This window comes from Mycoplana rhizolycopersici (assembly GCF_013378445.1).
Lineage (GTDB): Bacteria > Pseudomonadota > Alphaproteobacteria > Rhizobiales > Rhizobiaceae > Mycoplana > Mycoplana rhizolycopersici.
In genome coordinates this window covers 71434-93761 of sequence record NZ_JABXYK010000013.1, presented here as the reverse complement: position 1 = coordinate 93761, position 22328 = coordinate 71434, and the positions used below count along the sequence as shown (strand labels likewise).

Annotated in this window: 22 protein-coding genes; 14 read left to right on the top strand and 8 right to left on the bottom strand. The window is 62.6% G+C overall.

Going from position 1 to position 22328, the window contains the following annotated elements; genetic code table 11:
• Positions 1-65: 65 nt before the first annotated feature.
• Positions 66-1379, bottom strand: a complete 1314-nt coding sequence (locus HV823_RS19455) for a type I glutamate--ammonia ligase (protein WP_246301794.1) — start codon at positions 1377-1379, stop codon at positions 66-68.
• Positions 1369-2268: an SIS domain-containing protein gene (locus HV823_RS19450; RefSeq protein WP_176951408.1), complete on the bottom strand. Its 900-nt coding sequence runs from the start codon at positions 2266-2268 to the stop codon at positions 1369-1371. Before HV823_RS19450 ends, HV823_RS19455 begins: the two co-directional genes overlap by 11 nt.
• A 158-nt stretch (positions 2269-2426) precedes the next feature.
• Here HV823_RS19450 and HV823_RS19445 point away from each other — a divergent pair, with 158 nt between their 5' ends.
• The 10 genes from HV823_RS19445 (at position 2427) to HV823_RS19400 (ending at position 12119) form a co-directional block, all read left to right on the top strand.
• On the top strand, positions 2427-3242 hold the full coding sequence (locus HV823_RS19445) for an N-formylglutamate amidohydrolase (RefSeq protein WP_176951407.1): 816 nt from the start codon (positions 2427-2429) through the stop codon (positions 3240-3242).
• Positions 3232-3882: a cysteine hydrolase family protein gene (locus HV823_RS19440; protein WP_176951406.1), complete on the top strand. Its 651-nt coding sequence runs from the start codon at positions 3232-3234 to the stop codon at positions 3880-3882. The genes HV823_RS19445 and HV823_RS19440 overlap by 11 nt, the downstream gene beginning before the upstream one ends.
• A 130-nt stretch (positions 3883-4012) precedes the next feature.
• Positions 4013-5182 carry an ABC transporter substrate-binding protein gene (locus HV823_RS19435; protein ID WP_176951405.1) on the top strand — a complete coding sequence of 390 codons (1170 nt, stop codon included), beginning with the start codon at positions 4013-4015 and terminating at the stop codon, positions 5180-5182.
• Between the two features lie 146 nt (positions 5183-5328).
• A complete protein-coding gene (locus tag HV823_RS19430; RefSeq protein ID WP_176951404.1) occupies positions 5329-6063 on the top strand; it encodes an ABC transporter ATP-binding protein in 735 nt (244 codons plus the stop codon).
• Positions 6056-6763: an ABC transporter ATP-binding protein gene (locus HV823_RS19425; protein ID WP_176951403.1), complete on the top strand. Its 708-nt coding sequence runs from the start codon at positions 6056-6058 to the stop codon at positions 6761-6763. The genes HV823_RS19430 and HV823_RS19425 overlap by 8 nt, the downstream gene beginning before the upstream one ends.
• A 3-nt stretch (positions 6764-6766) precedes the next feature.
• Positions 6767-7657 (top strand): branched-chain amino acid ABC transporter permease, encoded by an 891-nt coding sequence (locus HV823_RS19420; protein ID WP_176951402.1) that lies wholly within the window; start codon positions 6767-6769, stop codon positions 7655-7657.
• A gap of 13 nt (positions 7658-7670) precedes the next feature.
• Complete coding sequence (locus tag HV823_RS19415) at positions 7671-8699, top strand: branched-chain amino acid ABC transporter permease (protein ID WP_176951401.1); 1029 nt, start codon at positions 7671-7673, stop codon at positions 8697-8699.
• Complete coding sequence (locus HV823_RS19410) at positions 8696-9364, top strand: cysteine hydrolase family protein (protein ID WP_176951400.1); 669 nt, start codon at positions 8696-8698, stop codon at positions 9362-9364. The genes HV823_RS19415 and HV823_RS19410 overlap by 4 nt, the downstream gene beginning before the upstream one ends.
• A 13-nt stretch (positions 9365-9377) precedes the next feature.
• A complete protein-coding gene (locus HV823_RS19405; protein ID WP_176951399.1) occupies positions 9378-10691 on the top strand; it encodes an aspartate aminotransferase family protein in 1314 nt (437 codons plus the stop codon).
• 111 nt (positions 10692-10802) lie between these two features.
• Positions 10803-12119 carry a M20 family metallopeptidase gene (locus HV823_RS19400; protein ID WP_176951398.1) on the top strand — a complete coding sequence of 439 codons (1317 nt, stop codon included), beginning with the start codon at positions 10803-10805 and terminating at the stop codon, positions 12117-12119.
• An 86-nt stretch (positions 12120-12205) separates the two neighbouring features.
• Here HV823_RS19400 and HV823_RS19395 read toward each other — a convergent pair whose 3' ends face one another.
• Genes HV823_RS19395 through HV823_RS19375 form a run of 5 tightly spaced genes read right to left on the bottom strand, consistent with a single transcriptional unit; the run spans position 12206 to position 16817 of the window.
• Positions 12206-13198 carry a branched-chain amino acid ABC transporter permease gene (locus tag HV823_RS19395; RefSeq protein WP_176951397.1) on the bottom strand — a complete coding sequence of 331 codons (993 nt, stop codon included), beginning with the start codon at positions 13196-13198 and terminating at the stop codon, positions 12206-12208.
• Complete coding sequence (locus HV823_RS19390) at positions 13195-14070, bottom strand: branched-chain amino acid ABC transporter permease (protein ID WP_176951396.1); 876 nt, start codon at positions 14068-14070, stop codon at positions 13195-13197. Before HV823_RS19390 ends, HV823_RS19395 begins: the two co-directional genes overlap by 4 nt.
• A 39-nt stretch (positions 14071-14109) precedes the next feature.
• Positions 14110-14823 (bottom strand): ABC transporter ATP-binding protein, encoded by a 714-nt coding sequence (locus tag HV823_RS19385; protein ID WP_176951395.1) that lies wholly within the window; start codon positions 14821-14823, stop codon positions 14110-14112.
• Positions 14820-15557 carry an ABC transporter ATP-binding protein gene (locus HV823_RS19380; RefSeq protein WP_176951394.1) on the bottom strand — a complete coding sequence of 246 codons (738 nt, stop codon included), beginning with the start codon at positions 15555-15557 and terminating at the stop codon, positions 14820-14822. The genes HV823_RS19385 and HV823_RS19380 overlap by 4 nt, the downstream gene beginning before the upstream one ends.
• Before the next feature lie 3 nt (positions 15558-15560).
• On the bottom strand, positions 15561-16817 hold the full coding sequence (locus HV823_RS19375) for an ABC transporter substrate-binding protein (RefSeq protein WP_176951393.1): 1257 nt from the start codon (positions 16815-16817) through the stop codon (positions 15561-15563).
• Positions 16818-16979: 162 nt separating this feature from the next.
• Between HV823_RS19375 and HV823_RS19370 the strand changes: the two genes are divergently transcribed.
• Positions 16980-17795, top strand: a complete 816-nt coding sequence (locus HV823_RS19370) for an alpha/beta fold hydrolase (RefSeq protein ID WP_176951392.1) — start codon at positions 16980-16982, stop codon at positions 17793-17795.
• A 54-nt stretch (positions 17796-17849) separates the two neighbouring features.
• Here HV823_RS19370 and HV823_RS19365 read toward each other — a convergent pair whose 3' ends face one another.
• On the bottom strand, positions 17850-18572 hold the full coding sequence (locus HV823_RS19365; protein WP_176951391.1) for a GntR family transcriptional regulator: 723 nt from the start codon (positions 18570-18572) through the stop codon (positions 17850-17852).
• A 246-nt stretch (positions 18573-18818) separates the two neighbouring features.
• Here HV823_RS19365 and HV823_RS19360 point away from each other — a divergent pair, with 246 nt between their 5' ends.
• The 3 genes from HV823_RS19360 to HV823_RS19350 all read left to right on the top strand — a co-directional run bounded on the left by HV823_RS19360 (position 18819) and on the right by HV823_RS19350 (position 22325).
• Entirely contained in the window at positions 18819-19907 is a 1089-nt protein-coding gene (locus HV823_RS19360) for an ABC transporter ATP-binding protein (protein ID WP_176951390.1), read from the top strand.
• Positions 19908-19952: 45 nt separating this feature from the next.
• Positions 19953-21242: an ABC transporter substrate-binding protein gene (locus tag HV823_RS19355; RefSeq protein WP_176951389.1), complete on the top strand. Its 1290-nt coding sequence runs from the start codon at positions 19953-19955 to the stop codon at positions 21240-21242.
• Between the two features lie 171 nt (positions 21243-21413).
• Positions 21414-22325, top strand: a complete 912-nt coding sequence (locus HV823_RS19350) for an ABC transporter permease (RefSeq protein WP_246301793.1) — start codon at positions 21414-21416, stop codon at positions 22323-22325.
• The last annotated feature ends 3 nt before the right edge of the window (positions 22326-22328 follow it).

Below are 22328 nucleotides of genomic sequence, written 5' to 3'. Positions count from 1 at the left end.
ACGGTCGTCCAGGGGCATAGGGACAGACAGCCGCCCACTCGGGCGGATGTCTTGTTGTCCTAAGCTCAGTAGATCGCTTCGTAGGCTGTACACATTTCGGCCTGCGTCTTTCCTGCCAAGTGGGCGATCTCGCCTTGCTTGTGCTTGACGTAGACGTCGGCAAAACCCTCCGGAAACCAGCTGCAGACGGTCGCATTGTTCCGGAAGCAGGCCAGCGCGTTCTCGAGCGACTGCGGCAGCCGGACGTATCCGCGGGCGGCAAGCGCATCCGGCCCGAGCAGCGACAGGTCCTCCTGGGTCGCTTCGGGCACTTCGAGGCCTTCCTCGATGCCCTGAACGCCTGCATGGACGATCGCGGCAAGCGCAAGGTGCGGATTGGCGGCGGCATCGGCCGCACGGAACTCGAAGTTGAACTGGGCTGCCTTGGCAATGTCGCTCATGTCCGAGACCGGGCAAATTCGCACCGAGGCCTCGCGGTCGCGGAAGCCGAGATTGTTGAAGGCGGCACTCCATCGATGCGGCGTCAGGCGGAGATAGGAGACGACGCTCGGCGCCGTGATGGCGATGATCGAATCCAGGTACTTCAGGACGCCGGCAACGAATTTTCCCGCCAGCTCCGACAGGTCATGCTTGCCCTGCGGATCGTAGGTCGCCGGATTGCCGGAGGCGTCCAACATGCTCAGATGCACATGGACGCCGTTGCCGACGCCTGCGGGATCGCGGATCGGCGTGAAGGTCGGGTCATAGCCCAGTTCCCGGGCGACAAGGCCGACCAGTTCGCGTGTTATCAGCGAATGGTCCGCGATTGTGACGCCCTTCTGCGGACCCATGGTGACTTCGAACTGACCGCTGCCGAACTCCTTCAGGATCGTGTCCGGCGTGACACCGGCGTCGCGCATGGCGGCGACGATGGCTTCGCAGAAGTGGCGCTCCCGCTGGAAGCCGCCCAGCGTGAAGGCTCCGCCCACTTCGGACGTCAGGTGCTTCAGCTGGAATTCGTGCTCGAAGGCACCGAGCAGGGTGACGCCGCCAACGCGCTCAAGCCTTTCGAGGGCGGATTCGAGAATCGAGCGGGTGCAGAATTCCCAGGGTCGTCCGTCGGTGTAGCGGATGTTTCCGAGGACGAAGTTTTCGTTAGGCGCGTCGTCTTCGCTCTCGATGCTTACGCGCGTGGCAGCATCCGGGATCAGCACGAGATCGCCAAGCGAGCCGAAGGGGCTGTCGGCGATGGCATCGAAGCAGGTGATCTGCACATTGGTCGGCGTCCAGCCGACACCCCGCTTCAGGCGCTTTTCAAATTGATCCAACGGAAAGGCCTTGCCGCGGACCATGCCCGAAAGGTCGCCGCAGCATGCGACCATCATTTCCTCACGTTTCATCCATTTCCCCGTTCATGCTGTCCTGGTCATATCCCGGCATCGAAAAACGGATGCCGTCCCAATCGTTGATCCGTTTCTGCGTGGCGCTCCAGTCTGCCTCGGACACGCGCACGATCAGTGCCTCGACGAGGGCTATCGCCGCGGCCACGGTGTCCCATGCGGTCCCGGCATCGATCGGCAGCGCCACGATATGGTCGGCGCTACGCGCGGCAGGCGACATCCACTTGTCGGTCACCACGACGATGGTCGCGCCGCGATTGGCGGCGATCGTTTCGGCGAGGCGGCAGAGGCTCGGCTGGTAGCGGCGAAAATCGAACAGAAGGACGACGTCCTTCTTGCGCATCCGCAGGACGTGCTCGGGCCAGAATTCGGGATTGTCGGAGATGTGGTAGATGCCGCTGCGGATCTGGCGGAGATGGATCGACAGAAAGGACGCAATGCTGTCGCTGACGCGGCCGCCCAGCAGGAAGATGTTGCGGGACGGATCCGCCAGCAGAGCGGCGAGGATGTCGAACTGCGCCTGCGAGAAGGTCTCCGTCATCTCCTGCATGACGGCAGAAAGACGCGCGACGTACTCTGCCAGAAATTCCGAATGGCCGACGGGCTTCTGGCTCGACATGAGATCGAGAGGCGAGCGCTGCCCCTCCCTCAACTCGGCAATGAGCTGGCGCTGCAGGTCCTGAAAGCCGCCACAACCGATCTTGCTGACGAAGCGGGTAATGGAAGGCGCGCTCACCCCCGTCTTGGTGGCAAGCTCCTGGATGCTCTCAAGCGCCGTAAACGGATAGTCGGCGAGGATCGCATTCGCGATCTTGCGCTCGCTTGCCGTCAGCTGTGCCGCGGAATCCCTTATCCTCGCGCGGATCGTCGATGATTTCACATGGTTCACCGGTTGCTTTCCCCCAGTTTCGATCGATATTGCGGCATGAAAAAAAATAGTCAAACAGAAAAATATGATTGACTATGATTGATAAATTTCCTTGGATGACGTCCATACTATCCCGCACCGGCAACCATGTCGCCGGAGCATGAACAGATCGGGTTTCCATGCCGAGGATCGCGGAACGCGACACGATGAAATTGCTGCTGGCCGGAGATCCCGAGCCTGTCGAAACGGTCAACCTTGCGGGCGACTCTGCCATTTTCCTGACCTGCGAGCATGCCGGGCGCGCGGTGCCTTCCGTACTGGGCGACCTTGGCGTGGCCAGCGACGAGATGGACCGGCATATCGCCTATGACGTCGGCGCCGAAGGCTTGTCGCATGCGCTTTCGGAGCGCCTGGGCTCAGCCCTCGTTCTCCAGCGCTACAGCCGCCTTGTGATCGATTGTAACCGGCCCTTCGAGGCTGACGATTGCGTCGTGCTGCGCAGTGACGGCACGAGGGTGCCCGCCAATGTGGACCTTGCCGAGAGCGACCGTGTTCGTCGTTACTCCGAAATTCACGAGCCCTTGCACGATGCCATCACGGCGGCTCTCGATGAGCGCCAGGCCGCCGGCCGCCCGACGGTGCTCGTATCGGTGCACAGCTTCACGCCGGTCATGCGCTCGACCGGCGCCGTGCGGGATTTCGAACTCGGGCTTCTCTACAATCGCGACGGGCGCTTTGCGAGGAATCTCGCCGAGGCGTTTGCCGAGGCCAATCCGGATGCTTCCGTCCGGCTCAACGAGCCTTACGTCGTAGACGACCGGTCCGACTATACGATTCCTGTCCATGGCGAGAAACGCGGTCTGCCGCACGTTCTCATCGAAGTGCGCAATGATCTCATCAAGGACGCCCGCGGACAGCAGGAGTGGGCCGACAGGCTCGCCGAACCGCTCCGCCGCGCTACCGACATGCTGAAGGAAACGACCGATGGCCGCTGAACACCTGACCACCCGCGAAGTTGCGCTCGATCCGGCTGCGTCCGCGATCCTCTTCATCGACGTCCAGAATTTCTCGGTCCGACGCGACGGGGGCGAGTTCAAGGATGTCTCCGACGCCGACATCGCCGGCAAGTACGGCTACTACTTCCAGCGCATCGGCGAGGTTGCCATCCCGAACATGCAGCGCCTGCTGCACGGCTTTCGCAAGGCCGGCATCGAGGTGTTGCACACCACCATCGAGAGCCTGACAAAGGACGGCCGCGACCGCAGCCTGGACTACAAGATCACCGGGTTCAACGTGGCGAAGGGGTCATGGGACGGCAAGGTCATCGACGAACTGGAACCGCTCGAAGACGAGATCGTGTTTCCCAAGAGTTCGTCCAGTGTCTTCGTCTCCACGCATATCGACTATGTCCTGCGCAATCTCGGCGTGAAGCAGCTCGTCCTTTGCGGCCTTCTGACGGATCAGTGCGTGGAATCGGCCATCCGCGACGCCTGCGACCTCGGCTATCTGGTGACGCTGGTGCCGGATGCCTGCGGCACCTACTCCGAGGAGCGGCACGAGACGTCGCTTCGCGCGATCAAGGGCTATTGCCGCCAGATATCGACCGATGCGCTGCTGAAGGAAATCGGCCAATAATAAGAAACTGCGCATCAAGCATGATGGGACGAAACAAGGAGACCTCCGCAAGCGGACCCCAGCAGAAGAAAAAGACATGTCCGCGCAACAGCTTTAGTGCCGTGATGGCAAAAGAAAGGGGAACCAAGCTATGAAATCGACGTCCAAACTACTTCTGGCAGCAGGTCTTGCGCTTGCGGGCTCGTCGGCGCTCGCGGCCGACGACAAGATCGTCATCGGCGGCGCGCTTTCGATGACCGGTATCCAGGCACCGCTGGACACCCCCGGCTATAACGGCGCCCTCGTCGCCGTGAAATACCTCAACGACAATGGCGGCGTGCTCGGCAAACAGGTCGAGTTCATCAATATCGACGGCAAGTCCGATCCGGTGACGGTCGGCAATGTCGCCGTCGAACTGATCGACAAGGGCGCCGAGGTCATCGTGGCGCCGTGCGACTTTGACTTCGGATCGCCGGCGGGCCGCGAGGCACAGTCGGCCGGTCTCGTCGGCATCTCGACCTGCGCTTCCGATCCGCTCTACTCATCGTGGTCGCTCGGCGACAAGCAGTTCACGCTGTCCATGTGGAACACGACGATGGGGGCCACGGCGGCGGACTTCGCCGTCAAGGAGAAGGGCTGGAAGACGGCCTATGTCGTTACCGACCAGTTCATCGCCTACACCAAGTCGCTCTCGAAGTACTTCGTCGAGCAGTTCAAGGCGAATGGCGGCGAGGTCATCCTCGAAGACACTTATACCAACGGCGACAACAACTTCTCCGCCCAGCTGGCGCGCCTGCAGGCGCTCGGCAAGAAGCCGGACGTGATCTTCGTCTCCTCTTACGGGACGGATATCGGTGTCATCATCCGCGCACTGCGCGAAGTCGGCTACGATGCGCCGATCCTCGGTGGCGACGCCTATGACGACCCGGCAATGCACGAAGCGCTCGGCGAGAAATTCGGCAACGACGTCTATTTCGTCACCCACACCTGGATGGGACCGGAAGCGCATCCCGACATGGCAAAGTTCATCGAACTCTACACCGCCATGCACGGCAAGGCGCCGGACACCTCATTCGTTTCGACCGGCTGGGACACTGTCATGCTGATCGCCGAAGCGATCAAGGCGGCCGGCTCCACCGACGGTGCGGCCGTCGCCAAGGCGCTTGAGGACGGCCAGTTCAAGCTTCTGACTGGCGATCTCGACTACGGCACTGCAGAAGAAGGTCACGTGCCGAACAAGGCCGCAGCCATCATCCAGCTCAAGGGTGGCAAGCCGAGCTTCGTGGGATGGCGCAAGCCCGAATCCCTGCCGAAGCCCTGATCGCCCACACCGGGCCGGTCCTGCGCATGCCTCCGGAGCCGAAAACGGTTTTTCGGGCATGCGCGGGCCAGGCGCCGCGGCGTCGTCTTTTCCAGTCGATGACGCACGGTGCCCGGAAAGACCGGCCCATCACCTTCGGATAAGCCATGTCTGAAACGCGTCTCGCGGTAGCCGATGTGTCGGTGGAGTTTACCGGACTTCGCGCACTCGATCATGTATCGCTGTCGGTCGACACCGGCGAAGTCGTCGGCCTCATCGGGCCGAACGGCTCCGGCAAGACCACGCTCGTCAATGCCATCACCGGCCAGGTCAAACTTGCCACCGGCACGATCACCGCCGCCGGCGTCACGCTCTCCGGCCTCTCTCCGCGCGCGATCGCCTTGCAGGGGGTCAGCCGCTCCTTTCAGATCGTTCGCCTGTTCAATGCCATGACCGTGCTTGAAAACGTCGAGGCCGCGGCTCTGGCCAAGGGTGCTGGCCGCGCAGCCGCGCGCGAGCGGGCCGAAGCGCTGCTGGACGAGTTCGGGCTCGCCTCCAAGGCCGACGAGCTTGGCGACAGCCTCAGCTATGGCGACAAGCGCCGCGTCGAGATCGCCCGGGCGCTGGCGGCCGAACCGAAATTTCTGCTTCTGGACGAGCCTGCCGCGGGCATGAACGACGCGGAGACCGAAACGCTGCTTCACACCCTTGCCGCGCTGCCGGAAAAGCGGGGGCTCGGTCTTCTCATCATCGACCACGACATGGGCCTGATCATGCGCCTGTGCCACCGGCTGCATGTGCTCGCTTCGGGGCGCACCATAGCGCAGGGCACCGCTGCTCACGTTCGCGCGCATCCGGCCGTCATCGAGGCCTATCTTGGAAAGGGCACGGCCCATGCTTGAGGTGCGCGACCTTTCCGTCAGCTATGGCGCCATTCGTGCCGTGCGGGGCATCAGCTTCTCGCTTGGCAGGGGAGAACTGGTCAGTCTTCTTGGCGCAAACGGCGCCGGCAAGTCCTCGACCATCAAATGCATTGCCGGTGCGCTAAGGGCGTCCGGCGGCGCGATCACGCTGGAAGGCAGGGATATCACCGCAGCCAGCCCCGAACAGGTGGTCCGCGCCGGACTAGCGACGGTACCCGAGACGCGTGACGTCTTCCCCGATCTTACCGTCGCCGAGAACCTCATGCTCGGCGCCTATATCCACCGGCGGGACCAGGCAGGCAACCGCGACAACCTGGAGCGGATGCATGCGCTGTTTCCCCGCCTTTCCGAACGATCCAACCAGGCGGCGGGCACACTGTCGGGCGGCGAGCAGCAGATGCTGGTCATTGCCCGCGCGCTGATGTCGCGTCCGAGCGTGCTGCTGCTCGACGAGCCCTCGCTCGGCCTCGCGCCCGCGATCGTCGATCGCATCTTCGAAATGATCGAAACGTTGAAGAAGTCCGGCCTGACCATCCTGCTCGTCGAGCAGAACGTGAACCAGGCGCTGGCTGTCGCAGATCGCGCCTATGTCATGCGGCTCGGCTCGATCGTCGCATCCGGCACGGCGGACGAGATCCGCTCGACCAGCGACCTCAGCGCGCACTATCTGGGGAGCTGACCCATGGCCTTTACCATCCAGTTCATCATCGACGTCCTCAGCCTCGGCGGCGCCTATGCGCTGATGGCGCTCGGTCTCGTGATCATCTACGGCATTCTGCGGCTGGTTAACTTCGCCTACGGCGAACTGATCATGGTCGCGGGCTACACCATGTATCTCTCCAGCGGTTCGGGTCTGCCGTGGATCGTCATGGCCTCGCTCGCCGTCGCCATGGCCGTGGTGTTCGGCATCTTCACCGACTACGCCGCCTTCCGGCCGGTACGCGCCAAGTCGGTCACCGCCGTACTGATCACCTCGTTTGCCTTCTCCAACCTCTTGCAGAATGCGGCACTTCTCTTCATCTCGCCGCGTCCACGCAATGTGCCGCTGCCGCCGATCTTCTCGCAGACGGTCGAGATCGGGGGGGCGATCACCCCAGTCCGCAACCTGATCACGATAGCCGCATCGATCGTGCTTCTCGCCGCCGTCGCCTACCTGATGCGCAAGACCACGCTCGGCATCGCCATGCGCGCGGCGGCCACGAACTTCACCATGGCCCGCATGCTCGGCGTTCCCGCAAACCTGATCATCTCCTCGGCATTCGCGCTTTCAGGCTTCCTCGCCGGTGTCGTCGGTATCCTCTGGATCGGTCGCATCGGAACCGTGGTGCCGGGCGTCGGCCTCGAACCGTTGCTCGTCGCCTTCATCGCAACGGTGATTGGAGGAATGAGGAGCCTGCCCGGCGCCGTCGTCGGCGGCTTCCTGCTCGCGCTCATCGACACCACCTTGAACTACACCCTGCCGCAGGACCTGCTGAAGTTCCGCGACGCCTTCACCTTCACCCTCGTCATCCTGATCCTGCTCTGGCGGCCGGCGGGCCTCATCAAGGGTCCGGCAAGCGGCCAGCGGACCTGAGGAGCGCGCAACAATGAAGCATTCCTACATCACTGCCGCTCTGCTGATCGGTCTCATCGCGGCCCTCGTCGTCGGCACGGAACTGCTCGGCATCCGGCTTTATGACCGTATCGTCACGAACCTCCTCATCTCGCTGGTGCTCGTCATCGGGCTGCAGACCTTCATGGGCAATTCCGGCCTGCTGTCCTTCGCCCATATCGGCTTCATGGGCTTCGGCGCCTATACATCCGCCGTTCTCACCATTCCGGCGCAGATGAAGGGCATGGCACTGCCCGACCTCTACGGCTTCATGACGGCGGTGGAGGTATCACCGCTGCTCGCCATGCTGGTCGCAGGCATCGTTGCCGCAATCGTGGCCGCGATCGTCGCCTACCCGCTGATGCGCCTTTCCGATGCGGCGGCGGTCATCACCTCCTTCGCGCTGCTCGTCGTTCTATACACGGTGATGAACAACTGGAGCGCCTTCACCAACGGTCCGCGCACCCTTTTCGGCTTACCGAAGACCACGACCCTGCCGATGGCGGCGATCGTGGCGGCCCTTGTCGTCGTCGTCGCGCTCGTCTTCAAGGAGTCGCGAACGGGAAAGCTGCTGCGGGCGTCGCGCGAGGACGAGGTCGCCGCTGCGGCGCTCGGCGCCGACATTCCGAAACTTCGCTGGAAGGCCTTCGTGCTGGCGGCCTTCATCGCCGGCGTCGGCGGGGCGTTGTGGGGGCACTTCATCACCTCGTTTGCGCCGAAGTCGTTCTATCTGAAGGAAACCTTCCTCGTCATCACCATGCTGGTGATCGGTGGCGCGAACACCGTGACGGGGGCTGTCGCCGGCGCCATCCTCGTGACGTTCGCCTATGAGGGGCTCCGCAGCCTCGAAGGAACGCTGAACGCGACGGCCGCTGGCGCCGGACAGGTGGTCGGACTGACCGAGATCGTTCTGGCGATCGCCATGATCGCCTTCATGATCCTCAGGCCTGGCGGCCTCTTTCCGACCCGCGAGATAGGCCACATCCTCGCCCGCATGCGCCGCAAGAAGGAGACCTCCGCATGACCTGGAAGACCGCTTACCGATCCTTCTACTATGCCAATGCCGAAGAACCGGAGGATATTGTCCTCGATCCGGAAACGACCGCACTGCTGGTCATCGACATCCAGAACACCTATCTTGACCCGAAGGACACGCCCGAGGAAACCGACCGCTGGCAGCCCTTCTACGACCGCATGCGCAAGACCGTCATCCCCAATACGGCGCGGCTGATCGAGGAATGCCGCAAGCGCAAGGTGGAGGTCATTTTCGCCCGGATCGCCTGCCTGAAACCGGATGGACGCGACCGGTCCCTGAGCCAGAAGAAGCCGGGTTTCAACTACCTGCTGCTGCCGAAGGAACTGCCGGAGGGCCAGGTCGTGCCGGAGCTAGAGCCCCGTCCGGACGAAATCGTCATCACAAAGACCACCGACAGCGCGCTGACCGGCACGAACCTGCGCCTCGTCCTGCACAACATGGGCATCAAGAACGTCATCTGCTGCGGCATCTTCACCGACCAGTGCGTCTCCTCGACGGTGCGCAGCCTGGCCGATGAGAGCTTTGGCGTGGTGGTCGTCGACGATTGCGGTGCGGCGGCGACGGACGAACTGCACGCGCGCGAACTCGAGATCATCAACATGATCTACTGCCATGTCGTCCAGCTCGACGAGGTCCTGACCTTCTTCAAATAGGCGAGGAAATGCCATGTCCGGTCTCTACGCCCGCGAAGGCCAATCGGTCTCCAAGATGGCGCACCTGCGGTTCTTCCCGCAGGCGGTCGTCGGCGGCCGCGGTGCGTATCTGACCGGCGACGACGGCCGGCAACTTCTCGACTTCTCCGCATCGTGGGGGTCTGCAAGCCTCGGACATTCGCATCCTGCGATCCGCGCGGCGGTCGACCGCGCGCTTTCGGACCAGGCCGGGGCCAGCTATCTTTCGTCGGCGAACGAGCCTTGCGTGCTGCTTGCGGAAAAGCTGCTGTCGCTCGTGCCCGAGCGTGCCAGAGGCCGGGTCTGGTTCGGCCATTCCGGTTCGGACGCCAACGAGACGGTCGCGCGCATGGTCACGGCCGCAACAGGGCGTCCGCGGATCCTCGCATTCAATGGCGCCTACCACGGCGGCACTGTCGGTTCGATGGCCGTTTCCGGGCATCCGGCGCAGCAAGGTGCGCGCGCGGCCGGCCTGACGCTCGTCCCCTACCCCAACAGCTATACCGCCGGCAGCGCCGAGGCCGCGCGGGACGCCACCCTTTCCCATCTCGAGTGCCTGTTTGCGGCCGAAGTGCCGCCGGATGAGGTTGCGGCCTTCTTCATCGAGCCGGTCCAGTCCGATGGCGGCATGCTGGTTCCGCCGGACGGCTTCTTTCAGGCGGTGGAGGCGCTCTGCCGCAAGCACGGCATCCTGCTCGTCTGCGACGAGGTGAAGGTCGGGATCGGCCGCAGCGGCCGGTTCCACGCATACGAGCATTCCGGGATCGAGCCGGATATCGTGGTTTTCGGCAAGGGCCTCGGCGGCGGATTGCCGATCTCCGCCGTCGTCGGCCCTGAGTCCTTGATGAACCACGCCGCCGCCTTCTCGCTGCAGACGGTCCATGGCAACCCTGTCTGCGCCGCCGCCGCCCTCGCCGTGCTTGAGACGATCGAGGGGGACCGCCTTGCCGAAAACGCAGCCCGGACGGGGAGCGTTCTCCGCACCGCTCTCGACCGGCTCGCCTCTCGCCATGCGTTGATCGGCGATATCCGGGGTCATGGTCTGGCGCTTGGGGTCGAGCTTGTGAGCGATGCGGCCAGTCGCGCCGCAGCCGCGCGGGAAGCGGCGCTGACCGTCTATCGTGCCTTCGAACTGGGGCTGGTGCTCTACTATGTCGGGGTACGATCCAACGTGCTGGAATTCACACCGCCGCTCACCCTCACCGCTGAGGAGGCGGAGAAGGGGGTGGCCATCCTCGACCGGGCGCTCACCGACGTCCGCGACGGCAAGATCGGTGAAGACGTCCTTTCCGGCTTTGCAGGATGGTAGCCTTCGACGTGCCTCTGAGAGGGGAGGCGCGCCGCCGATGAAAATCAAAGTCTTTGTCAAACGAAATGAAATTGCCCGAAAACAGCATGTTATCCGGAAAGGTTAAACTCCATGACGACACGTTCCCAACTGGTTGAGACAGTAACCGCCCTGATCGAAAAGGACAGGGACTGGGTTGTCGACTTGACGCAGCGTCTGGTCCGCATCCCCTCCGTCAACCCGAAATTCAACCTCGATCCGGCGGTCAATCGCGAGGCGGACGTTCAGAAGCTCATCGAGACGGAACTGAAGACGATCGGATTTTCGACCGAAAGCTGGGATGCGTTGCCCGGCCGCCCGAACGTCGTCGGCGATCTTGCCGGCAACGAGGAGAAAAGCCTCATCCTGTGCGGTCACATCGACGTGGTGCCGATCGGGGATCCAGCCCGCTGGACCGTCGATCCGTTCGGCGGTGAGATCAAGAACGGCAGGCTCTACGGACGTGGCGCCATCGATATGAAGGGTGGCGTGGCTGCTTGCATTGCGGCCGCGCGGGCGGTTCGTGCGGCTGGCATCGAGCTGGACGGCCGGCTTTCGATCCATACGGTGGTCGACGAGGAAGCCGGCGGCTTCGGCGCGATGGATGCGGTCAAGCGAGGCAAGCTTGCAAAGGCCGTCCTCGTCGCTGAGCCGACCTGGGGCGACGTGTTGCCGGCAGAAGGCGGCCTCGAATGGGCGCGCGTGACGATCCGCGGGCGCACGGCTCACTCGGCCTGGCGCTACAACGAGATCTATCCGCAGCGGCAGGAAAGCGGGCGCCTGGAACCCGGCGTGAATGCGATCGAGCTTGCCACGCGCTTCATCGAAGCGTTGCGCCACTATGAATCCGGCCGCACCCGTGCGGCATCCCACCCGCTTCTGCCCGTGGGCATGAACACGATCAACGTCGGCGTCCTGCATGCGGGCGCCGGTCTCGGCGACAACGGCCTGCCGATCACGATGACGAACCCGGCCATCATCCCCGACGTCGCCGTGATCGATCTCGACATGAAGTTCCTGCCGTCGGAGAATTCCGCGGACTATAGGCGCGATTTCGAAGCCTTCGTGCATCATTTCGCCCAGACGGACGCTTGGCTGCGCAACAATCCGCCAACCATTCAATGGGAACTCGGCGGGCTGCATTTCCCGCCCCTCAATACGCCGGTCGATCATCCGCTCGTGCAGTCTCTCGTGGCCAACAAGACGGCGGTGGGGCGCAAGCCTGACATCAAGGGGTTCGTTGCTGTCTGCGATGCTGCCCACTATGCCGGGGCCGGCGTTGACGGCGTCATCTTCGGCCCCTCCGGCGACGGCTTTCATGGTGACGACGAATATGTCGATGTTGAATCCCTGGTCGAAACAACGAAGGTGATCGCGGCCAGCGTCATCGACTGGTGCGGCAGCAAGTAAGCGCCCAGGCCCGCATTCCAGTGCCAAAAAACCCGGGCTGCAGGGATGCAGTCCGGGTTTTTTATCGTTGGGGAACCCCTGTCTGTTCAGATTTCCTGGCGTCTGCGCCATGAGGCGCGCGCCGAAGTGCATATCCCCGCAAGCCCGGACGGATAGACGAGCATCACGACAATGATCAGAAGGGCGGTGATGATCGGCCGCCAGGCGCCGAAGTCGGCCATGATCTCGGCGAAGATCGTCAGCACGAAGGATGCGCCGATCGCTCCATATATCGTGCTCGTGCCGCCCAGCAGCACCATTGACAGGATGATCGTGGCAAGGCTCATGCCGAACACGTCCACCGAGGCATTGCGCTGGTAGGCGGCATAGAAGGCACCCGCGACGCCGGTGAAGAAAGCGCTTGCGGCAAGCGTGATCACTCGCTGGCGCACCAGTGAGATACCCCGGCTGACGGCATATTCCTCATTGTCGCGAAGCGCTACGATGCTGGCTCCGGTCTTCGAGCGGACGAGCAGCCGCAGAAACACCGTGCTGGCAAACAGAATCGCCAGCGCGATGTAGAAATAGGCGAACTTCCCGTCGCGGATCATGTTGTGGCTGGCAAGATAGAGCGTCTGGATCCGCACCATGCCCTGCGTGCCGCCGGTATAATCGGACTGGCTGAGGATCAACTGCATGACGAGCTGGGCAAAGCCGAAGGTCACGAGAATGATGTAGATACCCTTCAGCCGCAGGATCGGGATCGTCACCACGATCGCGGCAATTGTGGACACCGCGCCGCTCAATGCCAGGGCGAGCCACGGATCGATGCCGGCAAGCTTGGTCATCAGGCCGTAGGCGTAGACGCCGATGCCGAACAGCGCCAGATGGCCGAAATTGAAAACGCCGCCATAGCCCAGGCTCAGGTCCCAGTTCGACGCTACCACCGCATAGATGAACGCCATGATCAGGATGTGGCGGCTGTAGCTGTCGGTGATCACGAATGGCAGCAGCGCCAGCACGGCAAATGCCGCAGCGACAAGTGCCGCCTCGTTCTTCCAGCTTACGCGGCCAGGTGTCGAGCGCAGGTCGGCCTTCATGCGAGCCCCCTCGTCTTTGCGCCGAAGAGGCCCTCCGGCTTGATCATCAGCATGAGAATGAGAACTGCGAAGAGCAGCGCCGGCGTCCAGTAGAGGCCGAAGTAGTAGCTGCAGATCGCCTCGAAGAAGCCGATCAGATAGGCCGCGAAGATCGGGCCGGAAATGCTCGACAATCCACCGAAGACTACCACGATCAGCGCCTTCAGCAGCGGATCGGCCCCCATCACCGGCGACATGAAGCGATAGCCGCCCATGAAGATGCCGGCGAGAGCGGCAAGGGCTGCGGCGATCGCGAAGGCGAGGCCGTAAAGTGCCGTCACGTTCAGGCCGACCAGCAGGCTGGCGTCCTCGTTCTGCGCGACCGCGCGAAGTGCAAGCCCTAGCCGCGTCCGGTTCAGGAACAGCCAGAGCGCGCCGAGGATCACCGGGGTAATGAGGATGATGGCGATCTGATGCATCGAAACGCCGACGCCGAGGATCTGCGTATTGCCTTCGATCAGCGTCGGCAGCTGTTTCGACCGTGGCCCCCATACCTCAAGGACGCCGTTCTCGATGAGCGAGGCTGCGGCGAGCGTCGTGATCACGACCACGAGAACGATGTTGGGACGGCCGATTAGCGGGCGCACAACGCTGGCCTGAAGCAGCCAGCCGACCCCCGCCATGATCAGCATCGTCGCCGGCAGCACGATGAAAAGGGGCAAGGACCAGTCGCTCAATTGCCAGGCGACGTATGCGCCCAGCATCATCATCACGCCGTGGCTGAAGTTGAAGACGCCGATCGTCGTCCAGATCAGCGCCAACCCTACTGCCATCATGGCAAAGAGTGAACCCTGAAACAGGCCACCGAACAGGATCTGCAAGGCTGCATCCATTATGCCTGCCCTCCGGAGGGGTAAAAATCGAACATCGTCTTACTGGCCAAAATAGAGCGCCATGATATCGGCATGGTCCATGGTCTGGCCGGGCTTGATCTCGGCGGCCACCTGCCCGTGATTGATGAGGTAGAGGTGCTGGCTGAGCTCGAGCAGGAACTCGACGTCCTGCTCCACCACGACGAGCGGGATGCCGCCGGCGGAGATATCGAGCACGGCGCGGCATAGCTCTTCCTTGATCTTCGGTGCAAGGCCGAGCGTTGGCTCGTCGAGGATCAGCATTGCCGGGCTGCTCATCAGCGCAGTGCCGATCGACACCATCTGGCGCTCGCCGCCGGAAAGCGTGCGAACCTTCTGGTTCCAGCGTTCGCTGAGCTTCGGAAATATCTTCAGCGCGCGCTCCCGGTTCGCCTCCTCCTGCGCCCTGGCGCGTGGCGTATAGGCGCCGAGTGCCAGGCATTCGCCGATCGTCAGATCAGGGAAAAGCCGGTTGCCCTGCGAGGAGTGGACCAGGCCCAGCCCGACGATCGAGCGCGGCGTCTGGTTGGCGATCGCCGCGCCGCCGAAACGGATCGAGCCGGAACGCGCCTTCACCAGGCCGGAGATCGCCCTGAGCAACGTCGTCTTGCCGTGGCCGTTCGGCCCGAAAAGACCGACATTACCGTGCGCGCCGATCGACATGGTCAGGTCGTGCAGCACATCGATGCGGCCGTAGCCGGCGGTCAGATTGGTGATTTCGAGAAGCCCGCTCATACCGCAGCCTTCCTCGTGCCGAGATAGGCCTCTATGACGCGCTCATCGGCGATCACGTCCTTTGGATTGCCGATGGTGAGGACCTGTCCCTGGTTGAGCACGAGAAGGTGCTGTGAAAGGCTCATCAGGAAAGTCAGCACGTGTTCGATCAGCACGATCGTCACCCCGAGGTCCGCGATCTTGCGGATCAAGCCGATCGACGTCTCGATTTCCGGCTTGGTGAGGCCGGAGGCGGGCTCGTCGAGAAGAAGCATCTTCGGCTGCATCGCGGCCGCGGTTGCAAGCATCAGGCACTTGCGGTCGAACACCGACAGTTCCTCGGCCAGTCGCCCATGGCTCGATCTTGGCAACCCCACGATGTCCAGCGCCTCGAGAGCGCCGGCGCGCGCTTCTTCCGGCGAACGACCGGGTTTTCCATAGGCGCCGGAGATCAGGACGTTTTCGAACACGGTCAGCTTGTCGAAGCTCGTCTCGCGCTGAAACGTCCGCGCCAGGCCGAGCCACGCGATCTCATGGCCGGCCTTGCGCTGAATTTCGGCACCGTCGAAGACGATGCGGCCGCTGTCCGGGCCGAACGGAATTCCGGTGATCACGTTGAACAGCGTGCTCTTGCCCGATCCGTTCGGTCCGGCAATCCCGAAGATCTCGCCGGGCTCGACCTTAAAGGAGACCTTGTCCAAAGCCTTCAGCGAACCGAAGGCCTTGCTGACGCTTTCGACTTCGAGCAGCGGCATGCTTCACTTCATCCAGGGCTGCTGCTTGTATTCACCGCTCGCATAGGCCGCGGGCGAGATCAACGTGCGCTGGCCATCCCAGATCTGGAAGAAGGTGATCGGAATGTAGTCGTCGCCCTGCATGGCAAGGTGGGTGGCGGGGTCGAACTTCAGCCGGCCGGCAACCACCTGCTTGTCGGTCTCGCCGATCGCCTTCATGATCGCCTCGTGGTCGCTGGCATCGCCGACCTTCTTCAGCGCGTCATAGTAGACGTTGACGATCTCGTAGAGCGCCAGGCCATAGGTGCCGCTTTCCACGCCATACTTGTCCTTGAACTTCTTTGCGACCTCGTCGGCGCGCGGGTTCTTCGGCGAAAAGAGCGGGCCGCCGAGCAGGTTGTAGACGACGCCGTTGGAGTTGGATTTGGTCAGTTCGACAAACTCGGGCACGCTCGGCGCATATTGCAGGAAGACGAGGCTGTCTGTCGGCTGTTCCAGGAACTGGTTCAGGAACGAGGCGGAATTGCCCGACAGATAGTCGGTATTGATCACCACGTCCGGCGGGTTCTCACGCACCTTGGCAAGAATGGGACGCCAGTCGGTGACTTCGCCGAACGGCACCATTTCGTCGACTGTGAGCGTCCAGCCCTTCTCGCTGAAGGTCTTTTTCATGCCCTCGGAGATCGTCTTCGAGTAGGCATTGTCGGACGAGATGATCGCTACTTTCTTGTCGGACAGCTTCAGCTTGCCATCGGCAGCGAGCTTCTCGACGAAATACGTGACATCGGTGTTGTAGGCGTCGAAGGACGGCGTCCAGGACCAGCAGCAGTTATACTTTTCCGGATCCGGCGCGATGATGTCGCGCGTCTGCGCCGAGGTGGCGGCGAGCACATAAGGCATCTCCGCCTCGGCCATGGTGTCGATTTCAAAGTTGGTCAGGCTCGCATAGCCCGTCAGCATGAAGTGAACGTCTGGATCGCCGAGCAGGCGCTCGACGGCGCTGGTGACATTCCCGGCAGACTGGTCCTTCACGTCGCCAACAACCAGTTCGAAGGTGTCGCCGTTGAAGCCGCCTGCGGCGTTGAGTTCGTCGATGGCCATCTGTGCACCGCGCTCGTACTCCTGGCCGTCAGCGCTGGCTGGCCCGGTCAACGGCGCCAGAAGGCCGATCTTGATGGTGGCTGCGGACGCGATATTCGCCGCGGCGGCACTCAGCAGGACACCTGCGGCAACGCAGGAGGCGAGCTTGCGGACATGCGCGGCAATGGAGCGATTCTTCATGTGCGGACCCCTGTTATGACCACCCTCGGCGGCGATATATTTTTTTCAATATAGGCATAATCAATTTCGATTGAAAAGATAATTTCATTGACGCGTTAAAGATTTCGCTTAATTTCTGAGCATGCCCACCAATTGGACAACGTCCGCTTTCCGGAGATTTTCATGAGCGTGCGAACATCAGTGCTCGAAACGAGCCATGCGAAAATTGCGGTCCGCGAGAGCGGCGGTACAGGTACGCCGATCCTCTTCGTGCATGGGAATTCGAGTTCTGGCGCGGTATTCCGCAATCAGTTTCAAGGGGAGATCGGCGCCACCTACCGCATGATCTCGTTCGACCTCCCCGGACATGGCGTTTCATCCGATGCCGTCGATCCGGAACGCAGCTACTCGATGGAAGGCTATGCCGATTGCATGGTCGAGGCACTTGGCCTTCTCGGCATCGAGCGCGCCGTCGTATTCGGCTGGTCGCTTGGCGGCCATATCGGCCTGGAGATGATCAAGCGGTATCCCGGCATGCTCGGCCTGATGATCACCGGGACGCCACCGGTCGCGCCCGACGAGGTCTCCCGGGGCTTCCGACCCAGTCCGCACATGGGGCTTGCCGGAAAGCAGGATTTCACCGAGGAGGATGTCGGCCACTATGCGCACTCCACCTGCGGCGAGCCGTTCGAACCGTTCCTGCTGGATACGGTGCGGCGAACCGATGGTCGCGCGCGCCGGCTGATGTTCGAGAAATTCGCTGCCGGCACCGGCGACAACCAGCGCGACATCGTCGCCGGGCCGACGCCGCCGATCGCCGTCGTGAATGGTATCGACGAGCCATTCGTCGAGGTGGATTTCGTTGCCAACGTCAGGTTCGGCAACCTATGGGAAGGCAAAACCCACACCATCGCCAATTCGGGTCATGCCCCCTTCTGGGACAAGCCGGCGGAATTCGACGAATATCTGCTCCGTTTCATCCGCGATGTCGCGGCCTGACAGGCCGGAAGTGGCGATACAAATTTTCAGGGCGCCCCAGGTCGCGGGCGCCCCCTAAAGCGAAAGTGCGTCGCGAAGGGTCAGGCTGGAACTGGCCCGAAGGTCGAGGTCGGCCTCGATGTGATCGATATGGCGCAGCATGAGCGCCTGCGCGCGTGCGACGTCCCGTGCCTCGACTGCGTCGAGCAGATCGGCGTGGTCGTTGTGCCCGCAGCTTGACGCGCCCGAGCGGCCGTAAAGCGCGATGACCAGCGACGAGCGGGCAACCAGCTCGTCCATGAACTTCTGCAAGATGACGTTGCCGGCAACGGCGGCAAGCATCAGGTGGAAGTCGCCGGACGCCTTGATCTCCGCGCGCCGCGCCTGCGCACCCCTCTCATGCTTGTGGCGCGTTTCCTCTTCCAGGTGACGGCGGAAGGCCGCAATGTCTTTCGCCGAGGCCCGCTCGATCGCTGCTGAGATCACGCCGGGTTCGATCAGGCGTCGGGACGCGAACACCTGGATCGCCTCCTCTGGCGTCGGATCGGACACGAAGGCACCGCGGTTGCGCTCGACCCGTACCAACCCTTCGAACGCCAGCATCTGCAGGGCGGCGCGCACCACCGTTCGGCTCACATCGAAGAGCGTTCCAACCTCTGCTTCCGACAGCTTTGTGCCGGGCGCAAGCCGGCGATCGACGATCGCGTCGCGTAACGAGTCGCGGATGGCCTGGGCCCGATCCTCCTGGCTCGGATCGGAGGGGAGCGGCGGTTCGGCGATCTTCAGGGTCTTTGGCATGACCTATCTCTAGCCTGCGACGGCCCGCGAGGGAATATGGAGCGTCTGCAATTTCAAAATTGTTTTGCATTCAATATCGCCACCAGATTGAACGCAAAATGCTGTTTTTTGTGCATGCATTGCTGCGATGCAGCGCAAACAACAGGCAGCCGAAATTAAACTTCCGCGATTTCAATGCCTTGGCATTTCCTCATTTGAACTGGCACGGCACCTGCATCGCCCATGGCGGGAACCAGGAGATGCCGCATGACCAAAGCCGCAGAAATCGACATCGCTTCCGTCTCCAAAGTCTACGGCCAGTCGACGGCCGTGCAGGCAATCAGCCTGAAAATTCCGGCCGGAACCTACTGCTGCCTGCTCGGGCCGTCCGGTTGCGGCAAGACCTCCACGCTTCGAATGATCGCTGGCCATGAGAGCATCACCAGCGGCGATATCCGCCTCGGCAACGTCGTCGTGACCGACCTGCCGCCGGCGCGGCGCGGCACGGCCATGATGTTTCAGTCCTATGCGCTCTTTCCTCATCTCGACCTTGTCGACAATGTCGCCTTCAGCCTGAAGATGAAGGGCGTGGAGAAGGACGAGCGGCGGCAGAAGGCGCTCGACATGCTGCGGCTCATGCAGCTTGAGGCCTATGCGACGCGGCGGCCGGCACAGCTCTCCGGCGGGCAGCAGCAGCGCGTGGCGCTTGCCCGCGCGCTGATCACCGATCCCGAAGCGTTGCTTCTGGACGAGCCGCTTTCCGCGCTGGATCCGTTCCTGAAGATCCGCATGCGCGCCGAGTTGAAGCGCCTGCAGACCTCCCTCGGCATCACCTTCGTCCACGTCACCCATAGCCAGGAAGAGGCGATGGCGCTGGCCGACCTGATTGTCGTGATGAACGACGGGCGGATCGAGCAGGCAGCGGCACCCCGCACGGTTTTCGAACGGCCGGCCACTGCCTTCGTCGCCCGCTTCATGGGCGATCACAACGTGATTTCCGGCCGTGCGGTTGCAAGCGGAAACGGCGTCGTCACGCTGGAAGTGGCCAATGGCGGCCAGTTCAAGGCGATCGGTGACGCGGCGGACATCGGCGGGCCTGTCGATATCGCGGTCCGGACCGACCGCGTCCGCATCGGCCACCCGGATCAAGCCGGTCTCGGCTTCAACGGGATCGTTTCCAACATCGAGTACCGTGGCTCGACGGTGAAGCTGACCTTCGACGGTGCGGGCGTCGAGGACTTCACGGCGATCCTCGATGACGCGACCTTCTTCCAGCAGACGATCAGGGTCGGCGACGCCGTGCCGCTCTCCTGGGGCGGGGCGGATGCCATCGTGCTCGGGCGTGTCGCGGCGTAAGGCCGACCAGACAACGACAACAATCACAATGAAGGAGAACAGCCTATGACAGAGAATGCATCGCACAAGGGCGGCGTCAGCCGCCGGGCGCTTCTGAAGACGGGTGCCGCAGCCGCCGGCCTTGCCGCGGGCTCGGGCGCCATCACCGGCTTCCCGACCATCTGGGCGCAGAACCCGATCACCCTGCGCCAGTTCGGTACCGGCGTCTCGAACATCAATGCCATCGCCGAGAAATGCAAGGAAGACCTCGGCATCACGCTCGAGATGACGGCGACGGACTCCGATGCTGCGGCCCAGCGCGCCGTCACCCAGCCCAATTCCTACGACATCGCCGACATCGAATACTGGATCCTCAAGAAGGTCTATCCGACCGGCGTCATCCAGCCGATGGAAACCTCCAAGCTGAAATACTACGACAAGGTCGTTCCGCTGTTCAAAACCGGCAAGCTGACGCCTGACAGTGTCATCGCCCAGGGGACGGCACCGCACACGGTCGGCTATGTCGAGAGCAAGGACGCCAAGACCTTTGCTTCCGGCGAGACCGGCTTCTTCACCATGATGCCGACGATCTACAACGCCGACACGCTCGGCATTCGTCCGGACCTCGTCGGCCGCGAGATCACCTCCTGGGCCGACATCATGGACCCGGCGTTCAAGGGCAAGACCTCGATCCTCAACATCCCCTCGATCGGCATCATGGACGCCGCGATGATCATGGAGGCGATGGGCAAGATCAAATATGCCGACAAGGGCAATATGACCAAGGAGGAGATCGACGCGACGATCGATTTCCTCATCAAGGCCAAGCAGGACGGCCAGTTCCGCGCCTTCTGGAAATCGTTTGACGAAAGCGTCAACCTGATGGCTTCGGGCGAAGTCGTCATCCAGTCCATGTGGTCGCCGGCAGTAGCCGCCGTGCGTTCCAAGGGCATCGCCTGCAAGTATCAGCCGCTGAAGGAAGGTTATCGCTCCTGGGGCGGCGGTCTCGGCCTTGCCACGCATCTGACGGGCGCACAGCTCGATGCGGCCTACGAGTACATCAACTGGTACACCTCCGGCTGGGTCGGCGGCTACCTCAACCGGCAGGGTTACTATTCGGCCTGCATGGACACGGCGAAGGAATTCATGTCGCCGGACGAGTGGGGCTACTGGATCGAGGGCAAGCCGGCCCAGGGCGACATCCTCTCACCTGAAGGCAAGGTCATGGAGAAGGCGGGCGCCGTCCGCGACGGCGGCTCCTTCGAGGAGCGCATGGGCAAGGTCGCCTGCTGGAATTCGGTCATGGACGAGGACCGCTACATGCTGAAGCGCTGGAACGAGTTTATCGCTGCGTAACCGCTTGCTGCCGCTGACCCCGGCTTTCCGCGCGGGGAGAAAGCCTCGGCGCAAACCCACGCCGTCATCCTCGGGGCTAGCCCGAGGATGACGGTCGAGCGAGGCGGTGCCGGTGTGACCGAGAGCCAATGCGCAGGAAACGGGGCGCTCCCCGCATCTTCAGGAGAAGACATGGCGACGATGACTGATACTGCGATTGCGCAACCCGCTGTACGTACACGCAAGCCCGGCAGCCGGATCGGCGAATTCGCCGCCTATCTGCAGGCGCTGCCGCTCCTCGTCATTCTCGGCACCTTCCTGCTGCTGCCGCTCCTCATGATCGCAGTCGTCAGCTTCTGGGACTATGATTTTGCGGCGATGTATCCAGATTTCGTCACCTTCAACTACACCGAGACCCTCGGCTCCTGGGTGACGTGGAAGACCTATCTCAACACCCTCAAATTCGCTGTCATCGTCTGGATGATCACGCTTTTCGTCGGCTTCTGGGCCGCCTATTTCCTGGCATTCCACGTCCGTACGTCGGCCATGCAGACAGTCCTCTTTCTCGTCTGCACGGTGCCCTTCCTTACCTCGAACATCATCCGCATGATCTCCTGGATCCCGGTGCTCGGTCGCAACGGGCTGATCAACTCGGCGCTTGTGGACACGGGCATCGTCGCCGCTCCGGTGGAATGGCTGCTTTACTCTGATTTTGCCGTCGTGCTTGCCATGGTGCATCTCTACACGCTCTTCATGGTGACGCCGATCTTCAACACCCTGATGCGCATCGACAGATCGCTGGTGGAGGCGGCGCGCGACGCGGGCGCATCAAGCTGGCAGGTGCTGACCAACGTCATCCTGCCGCTCGCAAAGCCCGGCATGGCGATCGGCACGATCTTCGTGGTGACCCTTGTGATGGCCGACTTCTCGACGGTGCAGGTCATGTCCGGCGGCCAGAGCGCCTCCGTCGCGCTGATGATGAAGAACCAGATGTCACTGCTGCAATACCCGGCGGCCGCCGCAAATGCCGTGATCCTGCTGGTCCTCGTTCTCATGATGGTGGCGGGGATCCTGCGCATCGTCGATATCCGCAAGGAGCTCTGAGCC

What these genes read in the sequence shown, in the direction of transcription:
- HV823_RS19455 (WP_246301794.1), bottom strand. Translation starts at nt 1,379, where the DNA reads ATGAAACGTGAGGAAATGATGGTCGCATGCTGCGGCGACCTTTCGGGC.
- HV823_RS19445 (WP_176951407.1), top strand. Translation starts at nt 2,427, where the DNA reads ATGCCGAGGATCGCGGAACGCGACACGATGAAATTGCTGCTGGCCGGA.
- HV823_RS19440 (WP_176951406.1), top strand. Translation starts at nt 3,232, where the DNA reads ATGGCCGCTGAACACCTGACCACCCGCGAAGTTGCGCTCGATCCGGCT.
- HV823_RS19435 (WP_176951405.1), top strand. Translation starts at nt 4,013, where the DNA reads ATGAAATCGACGTCCAAACTACTTCTGGCAGCAGGTCTTGCGCTTGCG.
- HV823_RS19430 (WP_176951404.1), top strand. Translation starts at nt 5,329, where the DNA reads ATGTCTGAAACGCGTCTCGCGGTAGCCGATGTGTCGGTGGAGTTTACC.
- HV823_RS19425 (WP_176951403.1), top strand. Translation starts at nt 6,056, where the DNA reads ATGCTTGAGGTGCGCGACCTTTCCGTCAGCTATGGCGCCATTCGTGCC.
- HV823_RS19420 (WP_176951402.1), top strand. Translation starts at nt 6,767, where the DNA reads ATGGCCTTTACCATCCAGTTCATCATCGACGTCCTCAGCCTCGGCGGC.
- HV823_RS19415 (WP_176951401.1), top strand. Translation starts at nt 7,671, where the DNA reads ATGAAGCATTCCTACATCACTGCCGCTCTGCTGATCGGTCTCATCGCG.
- HV823_RS19410 (WP_176951400.1), top strand. Translation starts at nt 8,696, where the DNA reads ATGACCTGGAAGACCGCTTACCGATCCTTCTACTATGCCAATGCCGAA.
- HV823_RS19405 (WP_176951399.1), top strand. Translation starts at nt 9,378, where the DNA reads ATGTCCGGTCTCTACGCCCGCGAAGGCCAATCGGTCTCCAAGATGGCG.
- HV823_RS19400 (WP_176951398.1), top strand. Translation starts at nt 10,803, where the DNA reads ATGACGACACGTTCCCAACTGGTTGAGACAGTAACCGCCCTGATCGAA.
- HV823_RS19395 (WP_176951397.1), bottom strand. Translation starts at nt 13,198, where the DNA reads ATGAAGGCCGACCTGCGCTCGACACCTGGCCGCGTAAGCTGGAAGAAC.
- HV823_RS19390 (WP_176951396.1), bottom strand. Translation starts at nt 14,070, where the DNA reads ATGGATGCAGCCTTGCAGATCCTGTTCGGTGGCCTGTTTCAGGGTTCA.
- HV823_RS19385 (WP_176951395.1), bottom strand. Translation starts at nt 14,823, where the DNA reads ATGAGCGGGCTTCTCGAAATCACCAATCTGACCGCCGGCTACGGCCGC.
- HV823_RS19380 (WP_176951394.1), bottom strand. Translation starts at nt 15,557, where the DNA reads ATGCCGCTGCTCGAAGTCGAAAGCGTCAGCAAGGCCTTCGGTTCGCTG.
- HV823_RS19375 (WP_176951393.1), bottom strand. Translation starts at nt 16,817, where the DNA reads ATGAAGAATCGCTCCATTGCCGCGCATGTCCGCAAGCTCGCCTCCTGC.
- HV823_RS19370 (WP_176951392.1), top strand. Translation starts at nt 16,980, where the DNA reads ATGAGCGTGCGAACATCAGTGCTCGAAACGAGCCATGCGAAAATTGCG.
- HV823_RS19365 (WP_176951391.1), bottom strand. Translation starts at nt 18,572, where the DNA reads ATGCCAAAGACCCTGAAGATCGCCGAACCGCCGCTCCCCTCCGATCCG.
- HV823_RS19360 (WP_176951390.1), top strand. Translation starts at nt 18,819, where the DNA reads ATGACCAAAGCCGCAGAAATCGACATCGCTTCCGTCTCCAAAGTCTAC.
- HV823_RS19355 (WP_176951389.1), top strand. Translation starts at nt 19,953, where the DNA reads ATGACAGAGAATGCATCGCACAAGGGCGGCGTCAGCCGCCGGGCGCTT.
- HV823_RS19350 (WP_246301793.1), top strand. Translation starts at nt 21,414, where the DNA reads ATGGCGACGATGACTGATACTGCGATTGCGCAACCCGCTGTACGTACA.